A 17,133-nucleotide genomic window follows, 5' to 3' on the forward strand; every position below is an offset into this window, starting at 1 on the left:
GCTCACGCAGTCGCCCGGGCATTTTCACGTTGAAATGCTCTAATTTTGACCGTTCTTTTGCAGTTTGACGCGCAGCCCTTCACGGCTGATGCCCAAAATGCGCGCGGCACGCGATTTATTGCCGCCAAGCCGCGCCAGCACCGCTTTAATATGGGCAAGCTCAACCTGCGCCAAGGTTGGGATGCCCCCTTGGGTGCAATTGTCTACAGCTTCGGGTGGCCAGCAAGCAGGAGCCCCAACCGGCGCAGCACCTGACAAGCGGGCCTGTTCGTCTTGCGAGAGGGCCGAAAACCCTTTGCCCGGTGCATGGGCATGGCCGTCTGCACTGGCAAAGGAACCAGCGGGCGCCCCCCGCAACATCGGCGACAGATCGGATGGACTGATCTGAACGCTCTCCGCCATAAGGGCGGCTCGCTCGAGTTCGTTTTCAAGTTCGCGGATATTTCCCGGCCAGTTGTAGCGCATGAGCAAATCCAGCGCCTCTCGGCTCAGGGAAGAAGCGGCCAAAGAAGAACGCTCGGCAATACGGGTCAGAAAAAGACGAACCAAAAACGGAATGTCCTCGCGCCGTTCGCGCAGAGGTGGAACATGCAATGGCATGACATTAAGCCTGTAAAACAGATCTGCCCTGAAAAGGCCCTCCTCCACCCGCTTGCCGAGATCGCGGTGCGTGGCCGCCATAATACGCACCCCCACATCAATGGGTTTACGCCCGCCAACGCGCTCCACCTGCCCCGTTTCGATAACGTGCAAAAGTTTGGCCTGGCTTTCAAGCGGCATATCGCCTATTTCGTCCAGCAATATGGTCCCGTGCGCAGCTTGCTCAAAGCGCCCTGCGCGGGCCTGCACCCCCGAGGCAACGCCCGCCTCAATGCCGAAGAGTTCGCTTTCCAGCAGAGAAGCGGGAATGGCCGCACAGTTTATGACCACAAAGGGTTTGCCGGCTCTTGTACTCAAGTCATGAATGTGCCGGGCAAACAACCCCTTACCCGTGCCAGTTTCACCCGTCAGCAAAAGGGTGGCGTCCACCATGGCAGCCCGTTCAGCCTGCCGCAGCAGAAAAAGCATGGCTGGAGCAGTGGCTACCGGGCGCACACCCTCGGCCTTGCGGCGCAATTCGGCGCGCAGGCGGTTGTTCTCCTGCGCCAGACGCTCCTTATGCCACACGAGATCTTCACGCGTAGAAGTCAGCGCTGCAATGGCCCGGCCCAACTCAAACTCTCTGGCTTCAATGCGTACCAGCATCATGCCAAGAGCTTCTGCCAGCACATTGACTTCATCTCCGCCACAGAGAGGAAGCTCAAAAATTGCCTTGGCCTTGTCGTATTCCCCATGCGTGATTTCCTCACAAATGGCTGTGAGCCTGGCATGCAGCGCAGAAGTATCCATACAATACCTCACTTGTAACTTTTTTGGGCACTTGGTCCACATATATGCCCAATTAATTGCCAGGGCAAGAAATTCTTATTAGTTATAACTCAGAGTTACGGTAGTTGCCATGAACAGGTCGCCTGACACATCCCCCCCTTCCGCCGCGCATGACAAGATGAGCCTGCGCTTTGACGCCAGCCTGGCAACAGTTGAAGGCGTGCTGGCGGTTGTGCAGGAATGGGTAGCGGAGCGTGGCATACTTCGAGATGACGCACTTTCACTGCGCCTTGTGCTTGAGGAACTGCTGATCAATATCTGTCTGCATGCCAAGTTGCCAGACCACAATAATAAAATAGATCTTCAAATGAAAATCCTGGGCCAGCAAAATGCCGCTAAAAGCCGCATAGGCGCAGAAAACACTCAAACATCCTTGCACATTACCCTGCGTGATTACGGACAGCCCTTCAACCCGCTGACGCACGTTAACCTTCCCCTCGGCGATCTCAAGACTGCTTCAGAAGGAGGACGAGGCCTCACCCTGGTCCGGCTTATCGCCACACAGATGGACTATCTGAGGGCGCAAGGCAGCAATCAGCTGGATATTGCCATTCCCCTGCTCACTCCCGCCGGAGAAACAGGCCGCCTTTTCCCCGGTCATGCCAAGACGCTGCCCAAAAGACCACTGGAGCGGCTGTGGGCCTTTTGGTGCAGCAGCATTGCTCTGCGTCAGACGGTTTTGTTCACGCTTAGTTCCATAGTTCTCATCTGGGGAGCAATAACACTTTATTCCATTGAAATAGCGAATCAACGACATGAAAGCTCGCTGATGCTGACCAGGCAGGCCATGCACACGCAGGCTGTTATTTCTTCCACATTTCTGGACAGGGTCGGCGGCGGTCTTGAAAACGTGGCCCAGGCAGCAAGGGAGATGCCAGAGTATGCAGCGTTGCTGGCCCGGCCAGACGACTTTGTAAAGGAACTGCAAAAGGGCGCCGCACTGCGTTCACTATGGGCTGAAATTCCAGTCCTCGGCCTGGCAATCGGCTATGGTGGAAAAACGTGGTTGTACCGCCTGCAGCATAGCGAATTGGAAAAGCAGGAAATCAAGACGGACCTTGCCGCTTTTGCTGCCCAAGGCACAAGCAGGGCCCAGTGGCAAAGCCTGTTCATAAATTTTTTGCCTGACGACCCGCATGCCGCCATGATTTATGCTCTCGCGCTGGCCCCTTCAGGGCGCACCGAAGACGGCTGGATAGGCACCATCATCACCATGCCCTGGATAGCAGGCACGCTGCGCGCGCTTTCAGGCTTCAAGCACGCCGCGGCTTTTTATACTGACAGTCAGGGGCGCTATGTGATCTTTCCTCCGGGGCGCGCACTGGGACAAGGGGCCCAAAGTCTTGGCCAAGAGGCCCGGCTGCATGGCGCTCCAGAGCTTGAAAACGTTGAAAGGGCTATGCTGGAGGGCCAGATCGGCGCAGTGCAGCTTCGGCCTGTGTTTGATGGCGACAAAACGCCCTGGAACCTGCCGTGGGAAGGGCCGACAACCCTGGCGTACTATCCGATGATGACAAAAGGCTGGTATCTGGGCCTGCTTATTTCCAGCGATGAGCTTGGGGACGCGCCCCGCGGCTTGCCGCCAGCGCTCTTTTTCATGGCTGCCCTCGGACCTTTGTGTATCGGGCTTATCACCTGGTTCGTCACATCGCGCACACTGCGCCCTCTTAATGAGCTGGCGGACGCCCTTGAAGGCTTCGGTAGCGGCAACCTTGAGGCTCCCTTTCCCCGGGCGCGCTTTCCCGACGAAATCGGCGTGATGCTGACCACTTTTGAGCGCGTACGCGTGACGTTGCGGGCCTCCTTCCGCAATCTCGTCACCAGCGCGGCAGATCAGCAACGTATGCAGAACGAGCTGAATCTCGCCCGAAATATTCAGCAGTCCATGTTGCCAAAGACTTTTCCTCAATTATCCTGGGTAAATGTTGATGCGCGTATCGACATGTGCCGGGAAGTATGCGGCGACCTGTATGACTGTTTTTCGCCCCATGCCAAACCCGAACGCCTTTGCTGCGTCATAGGCGATGTGTGCGGCAAGGGGGTGCCCGCAGCCATTATCATGAGCCGTACCATGTCGCTGGCGCGCTCCTTTCTGCAGGAGGGGCACGGCCCGGCTGAAACCCTTGAAAAACTCAATACAGCCCTGCTGCGCACTGACGCCTCGTCAATGTTCGTCACCATGTTGGTGGGTATTCTTGAACCAGACGGGCTGTTCTGCTGGGCCAGTGCCGGGCACCCTCCACCGCTGCCAGGACCGGAACCACTGGAAACAGGCGAAGGTTTTTCCGCGGAGCAGGCTCCTCTGCCGCCCTGGCCAGGTGAACTGGTACTCGGCGTGCGTAAAAAGCAGACATATTCTACCCATACAGCGCAGCTCAAGCCTGGGCAGTCTCTTTTACTCTACACCGATGGCGCTGATGAGGCCATGGGGCCGCCAGCTGGCGTGCAAAACCTTAACGAAATATACGGCGAAACAAGGCTGGCTGCTTCGCTGGACAAGGCCTGCCGCGCCGCGCAGGATTCCAAAAACATCGTGGCCTCCCTGCGGCAGGATATTACGAGTCACATGCAAGGCCTTTCCCCGGCCGACGATATTTCGCTCATGGTTATGACCTATACGGGCGCAGACGACGTGTAGCAAATCTTCTGCCCACAAAAAACAGGGCACGCCCCACCAAGGCGAGAGGTGGGGTCACTTCTTCAGACCAGTCAGCGGCAAAATTAGCTGCGGTGCCCCTGCCCCGCAGCGTGGGCCGCGCACGGCCGCTGTGCCGTCTCCGGGCGCTGTGCGTTCGCTCAATCATCTTGACAGCGGGGCATGGAGAACCGATAATGATTATTTGCCTGTTCCAATCACTCCGACCAGGGCCGGACCGGGCCGGTCCCGCACTTTTCGGCATTGCATGAGGTACTTATGTCGCATATCCGCTCCAGCTATACCGACGCCTGCGCTTTTTACGGCCGCCACACCCCCCGAGAACTGGCCGAAACCTACGGCACCCCCCTCTACGTTTATAACGAAAACATTCTGCGCCAACGCTGCCGCGAGCTCATGGGGCTTTCTGCCCACCCCGGCTTCGGCGTGAACTATTCCGTCAAGGCCAACGCCAACCCGGCCCTGCTCAAAATAGTGCGCGAGGAAGGCCTGGTGGTGGACGCCATGAGCCCCGGCGAGCTTTATATGGATGAGCTGGCGGGCTTTACTCCGGAGAAAATCCTTTATATTTCCAACAACAATTCCGCTGCGGAGCTGCAGAATGCCCTGGTGCGGGGCCTGCTTGTCAGTGTGGATTCCCTCTCTCAGCTGGACCTGCTGGGCGGGCTCAACCCCGGCGGCAAGGTCATGGTGCGCTTCAACCCCGGCATCGGCGCGGGCCACCACGCCAAGGTGATCACCGCGGGCAAGGCCACCAAGTTCGGCGTCACGCCCGACAAGCTGGACGCGGTGCTGGCCCTCGTCAAACGCCACAATCTGACCCTTGCGGGCCTTAACCAGCACATCGGCTCCCTGTTCATGGAACCGGAAGGCTACCTGAACGCCGCCGAGGTGCTTCTGCACCTGGCCGAGCGCCTGCCCGAAGAAGCCCTGGCCAAGCTGGAAGTCATCGACTTCGGCGGCGGCTTCGGCATCCCTTACCGCAAGTACGACGGCGAAGCCCGCCTCAATATGGACGAGCTGGGCGCGCGCCTGCACGCCCTTATCAGCGGCTGGGCCGCCAAAACCGGCTACAAGGGCCGCTTCCTTGTGGAGCCCGGCCGCTATGTGGCCGCCGAATGCAGCGTGCTGCTGGGCCGCGTGCACGCCGTGAAGAACAACGGCGAGAAGCGCTATGTGGGCACGGACCTGGGCTTTAACGTGCTGGTGCGCCCGGCCATGTACGATTCCTTCCACGATCTGGAGATCTACGAGGCCCCCGGCCCGCAGGACCGCGCCGAGCTGCTCCAGACCATTGTGGGCAACATCTGCGAAAGCGGCGACATCCTGGCCAAGGACCGCACCCTGCCCGCCCTGCACGAGAGCGACGTTCTGGGCGTGCTGGACGCCGGAGCCTACGGCTTTACCATGGGCTCCAACTACAACATGCGCCGCCGCCCGGCAGAGGTGCTCATCCAGGGCGACGGCACGGCACGGCTCATCCGCCGCCGCGAAAACCTTGAAGATCTGGCGCGCTGCCTTCTGGATTGATGTGACCTCCCTTCGCGGCACCCCCCCGCCGCAGGCCGGTTCCAAGCCGGACCTGAGCACATCGCCCCGCGCCGTCTGGCAGCTCACCTGGCCACAGATGCTCATGATGTACCTGATGTTCTTCATGGGCTTTGTGGCCGTGTGGGTGGCCGGGCAGCTCAGCGCCCAGGTGCAGGCGGCCCTTGGCATGGTCAACCAGTGCGGCATCCTGCTTATGGTGGTGGCCATGGCCATTTCCAGCGGCGCCACCGCGGCGGTAAGCCAATCCCTGGGCGCGCTGCGCGTGCCCCGCGCCCGGCGCTACATCGTCGCCACCGTGGCGGGCAGCCTGGGTCTGGGCCTGTTCATCGCGCTGGTCGGCTGGCGCTGCGGCGACCCCTTACTGCGCCTGTTGCAGGTGCCGGAAAGCATCTTTCCGCTCACCAGCGACATGTGGCGGGTGAGCATGCTGGGCCTGCCCGCACAGTATGTGTACGCCTCCACGGGCGTCATGTTCCGCGCCACGCGCCTGGTGCTGCCACCCCTCTGGGTGGCGGCGGGCGTGTGCGTCCTCAACCTGCTGGGCTGCCTGGGCCTCGGCCTCGGCTGGTTCGGCCTGCCCCGGATGGGCTATATGGGCCTGATCTGGACAGGCGTGGCCGTGCAGTACCTGGGCGCGCTCTGCAACTGCCTGCTCCTGGCCCGCCTGGGCTATCTGCGGCGCGACGCCCTGCCCTCCCTGCGCTGGCTCAAGGTCGCTCTGCCCTATCTGCTCAAGGTGGCCCTGCCCGCCGGGGCGGCGCAGATCGTCTGGCAATCCGGCTATATGACCCTCTTCGTGCTTGTGGCCTCCCTGCCTGCGGACAGCGTCAACGCCCTGGCCGGGCTCACCGCCGGGCTGCGGGTGGAAGCCCTGCTCTTTCTGCCCGGCATGGCCTGCAACATGAGCGCGGCCGTGCTGGTGGGCAACAGCCTGGGCGCGGGCAGGCCGGACGAAGCCAAGCGCGTGGGCTTGTTCATGGTGTTGGCGGCCGCCGCGGCCATGAGTGTTATGGCCGCCCTGATCTGGCCCTTCCGCGCGGAGGCGGCCGCCCTGCTCTCGCAGGAGCCGGGCACGCGCGCGCAGATCGTAAGCTACCTGACCTACAACCTGCTCTCCACGCCCTTTTCCATCGCCAGCACGGTTATGGGGGGCATTATGACCGGGGCCGGGGCCACCCGGTACAATCTGCTTATTTTCGGCGGCACCTTCTGGCTGGTGCGCCTGCCCCTGGGCTGGCTGCTGGGGCATGTGCTCTGGGGCACGGCTTCGGGCGTATTTGCGGCCATGCTTTGTTCCCAGGTGCTGCAAACGGCCATCATGTTCTATGTGGTGCGCTGCCGCGACTGGGCGCGTTTTGCCATGCACTGTCAGCACCAGCGCCCGCACGCCGTCTGATTCCATTATACGCCGCCAAACGCCCCGGGCCGCGTCCGGTCCCGCAGGGCGATGCAAGGAGATATATAGTGAGCAAAGACTTTACCCCCGTGAGCCTGGAAGACCGCGACCGCTATTACGAACTCTGGCGGCGCACCCCCTGCCGCTCGCTGGACTACACCCTGGCCAACCTCTGGGGCTGGCAGGCATATTACGGCCTGGAATGGCGCTTTGCGGACAACCTCTGCTGGATACGGCAGACCCGCCCCGACCTGGTCTGCTGGGCCCCGGTGGGGGACTGGAACAATGCCCCCTGGAAGGATCTGCTGCCCTGCGGCTTTGACGCGACCGACCACCGCGTGACCCGCGTGCCGGAATCCCTGTTCCAGATCTGGCGGCAGGCTTTGCCCGAACAGGTGGAAGGCAAGGAAGACCGCGGCCAGTGGGAATACCTCTACAAACAGACAGACCTGGCCGAGCTGCCGGGCAACCGCTTTCACAAAAAACGCAACCACTGCAACAGCTACGTCAAAGCCTACGGCCAGCCGGACTACCGATCCTTAAGCGACGCCATGGTGGAGGACGTGCTGGGCCTTCAGGACGATTGGTGCCAGTGGCACGAATGCGAAGGTTCGCCTTCCCTGCAGGCGGAAAACGAAGCCATCAACCGGGTGCTTTCGCACTGGGACAGCTTCCGCGGCCTGGTGGGCGGCTCCCTGTATGTGGGTGGACGCATGGTGGCCTTCAGTGTGGGCGAGAATCTGGACGACGTGAGCCTGGGCGTGCACTACGAAAAAGGCCTCAACGGCTTCAAGGGCGTGTACCAGACCATCAATTGCGAGTTTTCCCGCCGCGCCGGGGCCGGATTTACCTACATCAACCGTGCCCAGGACCTGGACGAAGAAGGCCTGCGCCAAGCCAAAATGACCTACATGCCGGCGGACTTCCTGCGCAAATATCAGGTCGTCGTCCGGCAAAAATAAGACGCGGACAGCGCCTTTCAGGGGAGGGCTGCGCATGCTCGCCAAGACGTTGCTGCTTTTTGTGCTCACGGCCCTGGCCGAAATAACGGGCTGCTTTCTGCCCTACGTCTGGCTGCGCAAGGGCGGTTCCCCCTGGCTTTTGCTGCCCGCCGCGGTCAGCCTGGCCGTGTTCGCCTGGCTCCTGACCCTGCATCCTGCGGCCAGCGGCCGGGTCTATGCGGCCTACGGCTGCGTGTATGTGGTTACGGCCCTGGCCTGGCTCCGCCTGGTGGACAAGGTTCCCCTTTCCGCCACGGACCTTCTGGGCGGCGCGGTGGCCCTGGCGGGCATGCTGATCATCGTTTCCGGCTGGGGCGGCGCGGCCTGAAGGCCCCGTGCCCCGCTCTTTGACGCAGGCCCGGCCTTTCGGAAAACTTCCGCAGAGCGCTTACAAAAATGCAAAGAGGGATGCACGGCAAGACCGTGCATCCCTCTGAACTATGTTGGCGCGCCCGGAAGGGATCGAACCCTCGGCCTGATGCTTAGAAGGCATCTGCTCTGTCCAACTGAGCTACGGGCGCGCGTGGAGCGTCATATTAGAGACAGCGCTCCGCGGCGTCAAGCGCTCCGCCCAGCAGCCGCCGCGCCCGCCTGCGCCCAACTTGTCACGCCCGCATAATTTTTTTGTCATACAGCTTCCTTAGCTTGCTTGCAGCAAACGGCATTGGTCCACAAGCAAGGAGTTTGTATGGACACGCACCATCCCCGTCGCAACGGCCGTCGCGCTTTCCTCAAAGGCGCGGCTGCCGCCGGTCTTATCCTGGGCAGCGGCTTTACCGCCCGCGCCGCGCAGGCGGCCGCGAACCCCCGCGAAATCAGAACCATTTCTTTTGACCGCTGCGTCGCCATGACGCCGCAACAGATTGCCGAGGCCTCGCCCCTGGCGCGCAAAGCCTGGACCTTCCTGCGCGAGACCGCGGGCGGCATCCAGGACGCCGCGCTGCGCCGTCAGGTTCTGGACATTCTGGACAATCCCGCCCCCACGCTGGCCCAAAACCTGGACCAGAAGGCCGCTGCCAAAGCGCTGCGCGAGGCAGGCCTGCTGGCTGCAGATCCTGATACGCCCCTCCTGCCCCCTGTGGCGGATCCGCAGCGCGCGCCGCAGCCCTTCTTCAGCGCGCCGGGCAGCGGCTGGCAAAGCCACCACGCCTACCCCGGCGGCCTGGCCACGCATGTGGCCATGAATGTGCGCTCCACGCTGGGGCTGCTGCGCGACTATCCGGAAACCTTCGGCTTTGCGCCGGATAAAGACGTGGCCCTGGCCGCGCAGCTGCTGCACGATCTGCACAAGCCCTGGGTTTTCCAGTGGCGCAAGGACGGAGCCTGCCGCACGGAACAGCCCCTGGCCGCCACGGGCGAACACCATGTGCTGAGCGTGGCCGAAAGCATTGTACGCAAACTTCCCGCCCCGGTGGTTGTAGCCCAGGCCTGTGCCCACACCCATCCCGGCACGGCCAAGGACGAAGCGCTGGTAGTGGGCTGGATCAAGGCCGCGGCCCTCCTGGCCGGGGTGGACCCTGTGCGCGCGGACCTGCTGGCCCCCGGCGGCAAGACCCTGCCCCTGCCCCGCCGCGCCGAAGGTTTTCTGGTGCATCTGGGCGACCACGACTTTGTGCTCTCCGTGCCCGCCGCCCAGTGGGTCACCCCGGCGCTGCGCAATCTGGCGGAGGAAAAATACGGCCTCAAAGGCGCGGACCTGGACGGTCTGCCTTTTAACAACTTCCGCAACTATGTGTTCGCGCAGGTCAGCGCCATGCGCCTCTACGGCGCGCTGGCCGCCCAAGGCCCGGCCGCCGTGGCCGAACTGGCCGCCGCCGCCGTGCGCCCGGCCTGACCGCATCCCAGAGCAGATTAACTTTGAGAACAGGCATGCTCAAAGTTTACGGCACGCTCGTTTCGGCGCTTAACAGCGCAAATAAATTGCGCTTACACCTCCACAGCTGGCGTCTGCTCACGCAGCCGCCAGGGCATTTCAAAGTTGAAATGCCCTAAGGAGCGTTTCCCGTGAGAATCCTTTTTCCGGCCTTGCTGGCCATAACTTTGCTTCCGGCGGCCGCCCAGGCCGCAACCATCTATCCTCTGGACCGGGCCGAAATCCTTTCCGGCAGCCGCTTTGACGTCAAGGTGGAGTTTGACGCCCAACTGCCCGACGCCAACGCCGCACGCCTGACGCTCAACGGCCGCAACGCCGCCGAGGCGCTGGGCAAAGAACTCCACTTTGTGCCCGATGAAGACGGCAAAGGCTCGGCCTTCGTCCTGCGCGGCGCGAGCCTTCCGGCGGGCGAATACACGGTGGAGGCCAGCGGCGGCGGGGAAACCGCGCGCGTTTCCTGGCGGGTATTTGCCACGCCCAGGCCCGTGGCCAAAAACGTCATTCTGCTCATTGCCGACGGCCTCAGTGTGGGCCACCGCACGGCCGCGCGGCTGCTCTCCGCAGGCATGACCCAAGGCAAATACAACGGCCGCTTGGCCATGGACGGCATGCCCCACATGGCCACGGTGGGCACGGGCAGTGTGGACTCCATCGCCGCGGACTCGGCCAACACCATGAGCGCCTACACCACGGGGCACAAATCCTGCGTCAACGCCCTGGGCGTCTACGCGGACAGGACGCCGGATCCTTTTGACGACCCCAGGCAGGAAACCCTGGGCGAGATCCTGCGCCGCACGGGCAAAAAATCCCTGGGCGTGGTTTCGGATGCGGAGCTGGAGGACGCCACCCCCGCCGCCGTGGTGGCCCACACCCGCAAGCGGGCGGAAAAAGCCGCCATTGTGGAAATGTTCTACAAGGTGCGGCCCGAAGTGCTGCTGGGCGGCGGCGCGGCCTATTTTCTGCCCAAGGACGTGCCGGGCTCCAAGCGCAAGGACGACGTGAACTACATCCAGCGTTTCAAGGACGCAGGCTACACCCTGGTCACCTCCGGCAGGGAGCTGCAGGCCCTGCCCAAAAACGCCGGACGTGTGCTGGGGCTTTTCCACCCCGGCAACATGGACGGCGTGCTGGACCGCAGATTCCTCAAAAAAGGCACGGTGCCCAAATTCCCGGATCAGCCGGACCTCACGGACATGGCCCGCACGGCGCTGGAGGTGCTTTCGCGCAACCCGGAGGGCTTCGTGCTGGTGCTGGAAGCAGGCCTGGTGGACAAATACTCCCATCCGCTGGATTGGGAGCGATCCGTCTACGACACCATTATGTTTGACAAAGTGGTGGCCCTGGCCCGCGAATTCTGCGAAAAGAACTCCGATACCCTCCTGGTGGTCACGGGCGACCACACCCACTCCATCAGCGTGGCGGGCACCGTGGACGACCGCCTGCCCGGCAAGGACATGCGGGACAAAGTGGGCGTGTACGCCAAGGCCGGGTATCCGCTGTATGAAGACAAAAACCACGACGGCTATCCCGACGATGTGAACCCGCCCAAGCGCCTGGCCGTTTTCTTCGGGGCTACGCCGGATTATTACGAAACCTTTGCCCCCAAGCTGGACAACCCCTTTGTGCCCGCCGTCAAGGATGAGCACGGCAACTATATCGCCAACGCAGCCTACAAAGACGCCCCCGGCGCGGAATTCCGCGCTGGCGTGCTGCCCCGCAACGAAAGCCAGGGCGTGCACACTGTGGACGATCTGCTGCTCCACGCCCAGGGCGCGGGGGCCGAAAACTTCCACGGCTTCATGGAAAACACCCAGGTCTTCAAAATTATGGCCCAGGCCCTGGGTCTGGGCCGCTGAATCCCTCCTCACACCCCCTAACAGGACGGTCGCGCGTCGCGGTTTTCCCCACGGCGCGCGGCCGTCCGGGAGTTTGCCCATGCGCGCCGCGCTGTTCTCTCCCGCCCTTTCACGCCGCCTGGCCCTGCTCCTCATGGCGCTTGGGCTCTGCATGTCCGCCCCCGACGCCAACGCCGCCGGCCCCACGGACCTCGGCTTCAACGAGATGTACGCCGCCCAGGGCGTGCTGGGGATGCAGTTCTCCGCCAAGCTCCTGGCCCTCAACGGCAAGCCCGTACGCATCAAAGGCTTTATGGCCCCGCCCCTCAAGGCCGACGGCGTCTTTTTTGTGCTGACCAGCGCGCCCGTGGCCCTCTGCCCCTTCTGCAACGCCGAGGCGGACTGGCCCGCTGACATCGTAGTGGCCTACATGGCCCCTGGCGAACGCTTTGTACAGAACAACGCCCCCATCGCGGCCACGGGCATTCTGGAAGTGGGCGCGGCCACAGACCCGGAAACGGGCTTTGTGAGCATGGTGCGCCTGCGCGAAACAAGGATCTGCAAACTATGAACGACATCCATGTTGCCGGCCTGCGCTGCGCCCTGCGGGAAAACGGCCAGGAACGTCTTCTGCTGGCGGCGGATTCCCTGCATCTGCCCGCCGGGAGCTCCCTGGGCGTCAGCGGGCCTTCCGGCGGCGGCAAGACCACCCTGCTGCACACCCTGGCCGGGCTGCTGCCGCCCACGGCAGGCACAGTGCGCTGGGGCGGACAGGACATCTACGCCCTGCCCGAGGCCCGACGCGACGCCCTGCGCGCGGCCACAGCAGGCATGATCTTTCAGGATTTCCTGCTCATCCCCGGCATGAGCGTCCTGCAGAACGTGCTGCTGCCCCAGACCTTCCGGACCTTTTACGTCCCGGAGGCAGCCCGACGGCGAGCGCTGGATCTGCTGCGCCTGCTGGGCCTTACCGCGCAGCACAGGCCCGTGGAGCGCCTCTCGCGCGGCGAAATGCAGCGCGTGGCCCTGGCCCGGGCCTTTCAGGGGCCGTGCGGCATCCTTTTTGCCGACGAGCCCACCGCCAGTCTGGACGCGGCCAACGCCGCCCAGGTAACGGACCTGCTCTGCGGCCTCTGCCGCGAGCGCAAGGCCACCCTCGTCTGCATCAGCCACGACGTGCGCCTGCTGCGGCGCATGGACCAACGCCTCTGGCTGGAATACGGTCAACTGCGGGAGGTCGCATGAATCCCTTGCCCCTGGCCCTGGCCTCGCTGCGGCGGTTTCCCTTCCTCTCTCTGGCCACGGTGCTGCTGGTGGCCTTGGCCGTGGGCCTGGGCACGGCTGTGGCCCTGCTGGAGCCCTCCCTGCGTCAGGGCTCGGCCGCGGCGGCGCGCAAGTTCGATCTGCTGGTGGGCGCGCCGGGCAGCGAAAGCCAGCTGGTGCTCTCTGCCGTGTATCTGGATCCCGCACCTCTGCCCTTATTGGACGGCGCCGTGGCCGCAAAAATCGCGGCGGACCCCGGCGTGGCCTGGTCCTCGCCCCTGCTCCTGGGCGACAGCTGGAACGGCTGCCCCGTGGTGGGCGTGGACGCGGCCTTTCTGGAGGGCGCAGCGCGCTTTGCCGCCCCTACGGACGCCGTTGCCGGCGCCCTGACGCCCCTGCGCCCAGGCGACGCCTTTCAGAGCATGCACGGCCGGGGAGAGCACGCGGGGCCCACTCCCCCCCACCCCCACAGCACGGTCTTTACCGTGCGCGCCGTGCTGCCCCCCACGGGCACGCCCTGGGACAAGGCTATTCTGGTGCCGGCGGCCGCGGTGCGCGCCCTGCACGCCCACGGGCACGACGCCCATGCGCAGGAAGGCGGGCACGACGCCAAAGACGCTGCGCACGGAAAAAACCCCGCCCACGGGTCGGCCCACGCGGACGGCGAAGAGCGTGAGGAGACCGAAGAGCATGCGCCGACGGCCCACGGGCACGGAGTAGCCCAGAACGGGGATGCAGGGCCGACTCCGGCGCTGGTGGTCAAACCCCGCACCGTGGCGGACGCCTACCGCCTGCGCGCCCAATACCGCACGGCGCAAAGCCTGGCTGTGTTCCCGGCGGAAGTGCTGGTGCGCCTCTATGGCTTGCTGGGCAACGCCCAGCGCGTGCTTTCTCTTGTCTCCGGGCTCACCCAGGGGGCTGTGCTGGCCGGGGTGCTGCTGGCCGTGTTCGCCGGGCTGCCCCGACGCCGCAAGACCATAGCCGTTCTGCGGGCCCTGGGCGCGCCCCGCCTGTACGGAGTGCTGGCCCTCTGGCTGGAGGTTTTTCTGCAAGTGCTTTTGGGCGGTCTGCTGGGGCTGGCGCTGGGCTGGGGCGGCACGTTCTGGGGCCTTCGCTTGCTGGCCGCGCACACGGGCGTGGCGGCCCAGGTCAGCCTGGAGGGCGCGGCCCTGGTCAGCCTGGGCCTTTGTCTCGCAGCGGGCAGCCTGGCCGCCCTGCTCCCCGCCTGGAGCTGCGGGCGCGCCCCCGTGGCCCGCACCCTGCGAGAATGACGCCCGCCCCCGGCCGCCCCCTGTCCGGGCGCTGACAGCCGCCCTACTTTGGGATAGGCTGTGCGCCATGAGGCATTTTTCATCCGCCGCCGACGTGTTGCGGCATCTGGACGGCCTGGGGCTTTTCCACATGGATCTGGGGCTGGAGCGCGTGCACCGCGCCTTGGCCGCGCTCCACTGCATCCGTCCGCCCTTTGTGACGGCGCAGGTGCTGGGCACCAACGGCAAAGGCTCCACGGCGGCCTTTCTGGCCTCACTGGGCATGGCCCACGGCTGCCGCGTGGGGCTCTACACCTCGCCCCACTTTGTCCACCCGGCGGAGCGCATCCGCATAGACGGCCGCCCCTGGCCTGAAGAGGACTGGGTCGCCCCGGCCAACGAGGTGCGGGAAGCGGCCCCGGATCTGACCTACTTTGAATTTCTTACCGTACTGGCCATATTGGCCTTCGCGCGGGCGGGCGTAGACCTGGCCGTGCTGGAAGCCGGGCTGGGCGGCCGCTGCGACGCCACCACCGCTGTGGTGGCCGACGCACTTTGCTATGCGCCCATCGCCATGGATCACAAGGCCGTGCTGGGCTCCACGCTCGCAGCCATCGCCACGGACAAAGCCGCAGCCGTGCGCGATCCGGCCCCGGTCTGCACGGCCCGGCAGTTTCCCGACGCGGCCCGCGCCCTGGCCAAAGCCGCCGCGGCCCACAGCGCGCCCCTGCTGGAGGCGCGGCCTGTGGACAAAAGCGCAACCTTGGGCCTGGCCGGGCCGCACCAGCGCGCCAACGCCGGCCTGGCCCTGACCGCCTGGCAACAGCTGGCGCCCCTGCTGGGCAAAACCCCGGACGACGTCGCTGCCCAGGCGCGGGGGCTGGCCGCGGCCTTTCTGCCCGGCAGGCTGCAATCCGTGCCCGGAGGCAACGGCCTGCCGCCCCTGCTGCTGGACGGCGCGCACAATCCCCACGGCATGGCCGCCCTGACGGCCGCTTTGCGGGATGCGGGCCTGCGCCCCGCCGGGGCTGTGTTTTCCTGCCTGGGCGACAAGGACTGGCGGCCCGCCCTGCATCTGCTTAAGGACTGCCTGGGCGGCGCGCCCCTGTTCATCCCCACCCTGCATAACGAGCGCGCCGCGCCCGCCGCCCTTATCGCCGCCGAGGCCAACCGTTGCGGCCCGGCCACGGCGCATGCCCTGCCCGAAGGCCCGGAGGCGCTCTCCCAGGCCCTGGCCCGCGCCGCAGCCCTGCCGGATGCGGGGCCGCGCCGCCCGGTGCTCCTGGCCGGGTCGCTCTACCTTTTGGCGGAGTTCTACGCCCTGCACCCGCAATGGCTCACGCCGCCAGGCGCTTCCCCCCTGCAGAACGACGGCCGCCCGGCTCCCGCATCCCCAGCCGATGCCGCCCCAACTGATCCTGCGAGGCCTTGCCATGTCTGACCTCTTCCGGGCCATCCCCGCCGTGGACGCCAGCCTCAACGCCCTGCTGGCCGCCGATCCCGCTCTGGAAGCCGCCCCCCGCCCCCTGTTGCGCCAGGCCGTGACCGATTTCTGGGATGCGCGCCGGGCGGATATCCGCCAGGGCCGCGTGGCCCGCGCGATGGATCTGGCCCTGGAAGCCTGCCTGCCTGCCCTGCTGGCCCATGCCCGCCGCGCCGTGCTGCCCCGCTTGCGGCCCGTGCTCAACGCCACGGGCGTGGTGGTGCACACCAATATGGGGCGCTCCGTCCTGGCGCAGGAGGCGCAGGCAGCCGTGCAACAGGCCGCCGCCGGTTATTGCAGCCTGGAACTGGATCTGGAAACCGGCGGGCGCGGCAGCCGCCACAGCCTGGTGGAAGACCTGTTGCGCCGCCTTACCGGAGCCGAGGCCGCCCTGGTGGTCAACAACAACGCCGCCGCCGTGCTGCTGGTGCTGGACACCTTCTGCAAGGGCGGCGAGGTCATTGTTTCCCGCGGGGAGCTGGTGGAGATCGGCGGCAGCTTCCGCATCCCGGAAGTGATGGAAAAAAGCGGCGCGCGCCTGCGCGAGGTAGGGGCCACCAACCGCACCCATCTTAAGGACTATGCCGCCGCCATTACAGAGAAAACCCGCGCCCTTATGCGCGTGCACACCTCCAACTACCGCATTGTGGGCTTCCACGCCGCCGTGCCCCTGCCGGAGCTGGCCGCCCTGGCGCGCCAACACGGCCTGCCCCTGATTGAAGACCTGGGCAGCGGCAGCTTTACGGATTTTTCGGCCTGCGGCCTGCCCAACGAGCCCACCGTGCCCGCCGTGGTGGCGCAGGGGGCGGATCTGGCCACGTTTTCCGGCGACAAGGTGCTGGGCGGCCCCCAGGCGGGCGTCATCGTGGGCCGGGCGGATCTGGTGGCGGCCCTCAAGCGCAACCCCCTGACCCGCGCCCTGCGCTGCGACAAGCTCTGCCTGGCGGCCCTGGAGGCCACCCTGCGCCTCTACCTGGAGCCGGAGGCGGCCCTGCGGCGCATCCCCACCCTGCGCATGGTCACGAGCTCCGCCGCAACCCTGGCCCGCGCCGCCCGCAGCCTGGCCGCCAGGTTGCGGCACGGCCTGCGCGACGCGCGGGGGCCGCTCTGCACTGTGCGCCTGCGCCAGGACGTTTCGCGCGTGGGGGGCGGGGCCTTCCCCCAGTACGACCTGCCCACCACCCTGGTCTGCCTTACGCCCGCCAGGGGCAGCGCCACAGCCCTCAAACGCGCCCTGCTGCGCACAGATCCGCCCCTTATCGGCCGCCTGGAGGACGACGCCTTCTGCCTGGACCCGCGTACTCTGGAGGCGCGCCAGTATCCTCTTCTGCTGCAAACCCTGCGCGAGGGGCTGGCCCTCTGCGCGCGCGAACTTATATAAGGAATTGAACGGACGA

13 protein-coding genes and 1 tRNA gene are annotated in these 17,133 nt (G+C 65.1%); 12 read left to right on the forward strand and 2 right to left on the reverse strand.

Going from position 1 to position 17,133, the window contains the following annotated elements:
* Nucleotides 1–39: 39 nt before the first annotated feature.
* On the reverse strand, nucleotides 40–1,389 hold the full coding sequence (locus BLS55_RS12260) for a sigma-54 interaction domain-containing protein (protein ID WP_180365382.1): 1,350 nt from the start codon (nucleotides 1,387–1,389) through the stop codon (nucleotides 40–42).
* Nucleotides 1,390–1,546: 157 nt separating this feature from the next.
* Between BLS55_RS12260 and BLS55_RS03190 the strand changes: the two genes are divergently transcribed.
* The 5 genes from BLS55_RS03190 to BLS55_RS03210 all read left to right on the forward strand — a co-directional run bounded on the left by BLS55_RS03190 (nucleotide 1,547) and on the right by BLS55_RS03210 (nucleotide 8,360).
* Nucleotides 1,547–4,066: a SpoIIE family protein phosphatase gene (locus BLS55_RS03190; RefSeq protein ID WP_180365383.1), complete on the forward strand. Its 2,520-nt coding sequence runs from the start codon at nucleotides 1,547–1,549 to the stop codon at nucleotides 4,064–4,066.
* Nucleotides 4,067–4,342: 276 nt separating this feature from the next.
* Nucleotides 4,343–5,614, forward strand: a complete 1,272-nt coding sequence (lysA, locus tag BLS55_RS03195) for a diaminopimelate decarboxylase (RefSeq protein ID WP_092152914.1) — start codon at nucleotides 4,343–4,345, stop codon at nucleotides 5,612–5,614.
* Nucleotides 5,583–7,031 carry an MATE family efflux transporter gene (locus BLS55_RS03200; RefSeq protein WP_257243117.1) on the forward strand — a complete coding sequence of 483 codons (1,449 nt, stop codon included), beginning with the start codon at nucleotides 5,583–5,585 and terminating at the stop codon, nucleotides 7,029–7,031. The genes lysA and BLS55_RS03200 overlap by 32 nt, the downstream gene beginning before the upstream one ends.
* A gap of 68 nt (nucleotides 7,032–7,099) precedes the next feature.
* Nucleotides 7,100–7,993 carry a DUF2156 domain-containing protein gene (locus BLS55_RS03205; protein WP_092152915.1) on the forward strand — a complete coding sequence of 298 codons (894 nt, stop codon included), beginning with the start codon at nucleotides 7,100–7,102 and terminating at the stop codon, nucleotides 7,991–7,993.
* A 34-nt stretch (nucleotides 7,994–8,027) separates the two neighbouring features.
* The gene (locus tag BLS55_RS03210) at nucleotides 8,028–8,360 is read left to right on the forward strand and encodes a YnfA family protein (protein WP_092152916.1); all 333 of its coding nucleotides are present in this window, start codon (nucleotides 8,028–8,030) and stop codon (nucleotides 8,358–8,360) included.
* Between the two features lie 116 nt (nucleotides 8,361–8,476).
* On the opposite strand, the gene BLS55_RS03215 is transcribed toward BLS55_RS03210, so the two are convergent.
* Nucleotides 8,477–8,553: transfer RNA gene (locus tag BLS55_RS03215), tRNA-Arg, on the reverse strand.
* A gap of 167 nt (nucleotides 8,554–8,720) precedes the next feature.
* On the opposite strand from BLS55_RS03215, the gene BLS55_RS03220 reads away from it, so the two are divergent.
* The 7 genes from BLS55_RS03220 (at nucleotide 8,721) to selA (ending at nucleotide 17,117) form a co-directional block, all read left to right on the forward strand.
* Complete coding sequence (locus BLS55_RS03220) at nucleotides 8,721–9,866, forward strand: metal-dependent phosphohydrolase (RefSeq protein WP_092152917.1); 1,146 nt, start codon at nucleotides 8,721–8,723, stop codon at nucleotides 9,864–9,866.
* A 170-nt stretch (nucleotides 9,867–10,036) separates the two neighbouring features.
* Nucleotides 10,037–11,761 carry an alkaline phosphatase gene (locus BLS55_RS03225; protein ID WP_092152918.1) on the forward strand — a complete coding sequence of 575 codons (1,725 nt, stop codon included), beginning with the start codon at nucleotides 10,037–10,039 and terminating at the stop codon, nucleotides 11,759–11,761.
* A gap of 79 nt (nucleotides 11,762–11,840) precedes the next feature.
* Complete coding sequence (locus BLS55_RS03230; protein WP_218970725.1) at nucleotides 11,841–12,311, forward strand: hypothetical protein; 471 nt, start codon at nucleotides 11,841–11,843, stop codon at nucleotides 12,309–12,311.
* Nucleotides 12,308–12,985 (forward strand): ATP-binding cassette domain-containing protein, encoded by a 678-nt coding sequence (locus BLS55_RS03235; protein ID WP_092152919.1) that lies wholly within the window; start codon nucleotides 12,308–12,310, stop codon nucleotides 12,983–12,985. The genes BLS55_RS03230 and BLS55_RS03235 overlap by 4 nt, the downstream gene beginning before the upstream one ends.
* Nucleotides 12,982–14,274 carry an FtsX-like permease family protein gene (locus BLS55_RS03240; protein WP_092152920.1) on the forward strand — a complete coding sequence of 431 codons (1,293 nt, stop codon included), beginning with the start codon at nucleotides 12,982–12,984 and terminating at the stop codon, nucleotides 14,272–14,274. The genes BLS55_RS03235 and BLS55_RS03240 overlap by 4 nt, the downstream gene beginning before the upstream one ends.
* Before the next feature lie 67 nt (nucleotides 14,275–14,341).
* A complete protein-coding gene (locus tag BLS55_RS03245) occupies nucleotides 14,342–15,694 on the forward strand; it encodes a bifunctional folylpolyglutamate synthase/dihydrofolate synthase (RefSeq protein WP_092152921.1) in 1,353 nt (450 codons plus the stop codon).
* Complete coding sequence (gene selA / locus BLS55_RS03250; protein WP_092152922.1) at nucleotides 15,687–17,117, forward strand: L-seryl-tRNA(Sec) selenium transferase; 1,431 nt, start codon at nucleotides 15,687–15,689, stop codon at nucleotides 17,115–17,117. Before BLS55_RS03245 ends, selA begins: the two co-directional genes overlap by 8 nt.
* The last annotated feature ends 16 nt before the right edge of the window (nucleotides 17,118–17,133 follow it).

The sequence above is a fragment of the Desulfovibrio legallii genome, assembly GCF_900102485.1.
GTDB classification, from domain to species: domain Bacteria; phylum Desulfobacterota; class Desulfovibrionia; order Desulfovibrionales; family Desulfovibrionaceae; genus Desulfovibrio; species Desulfovibrio legallii_A.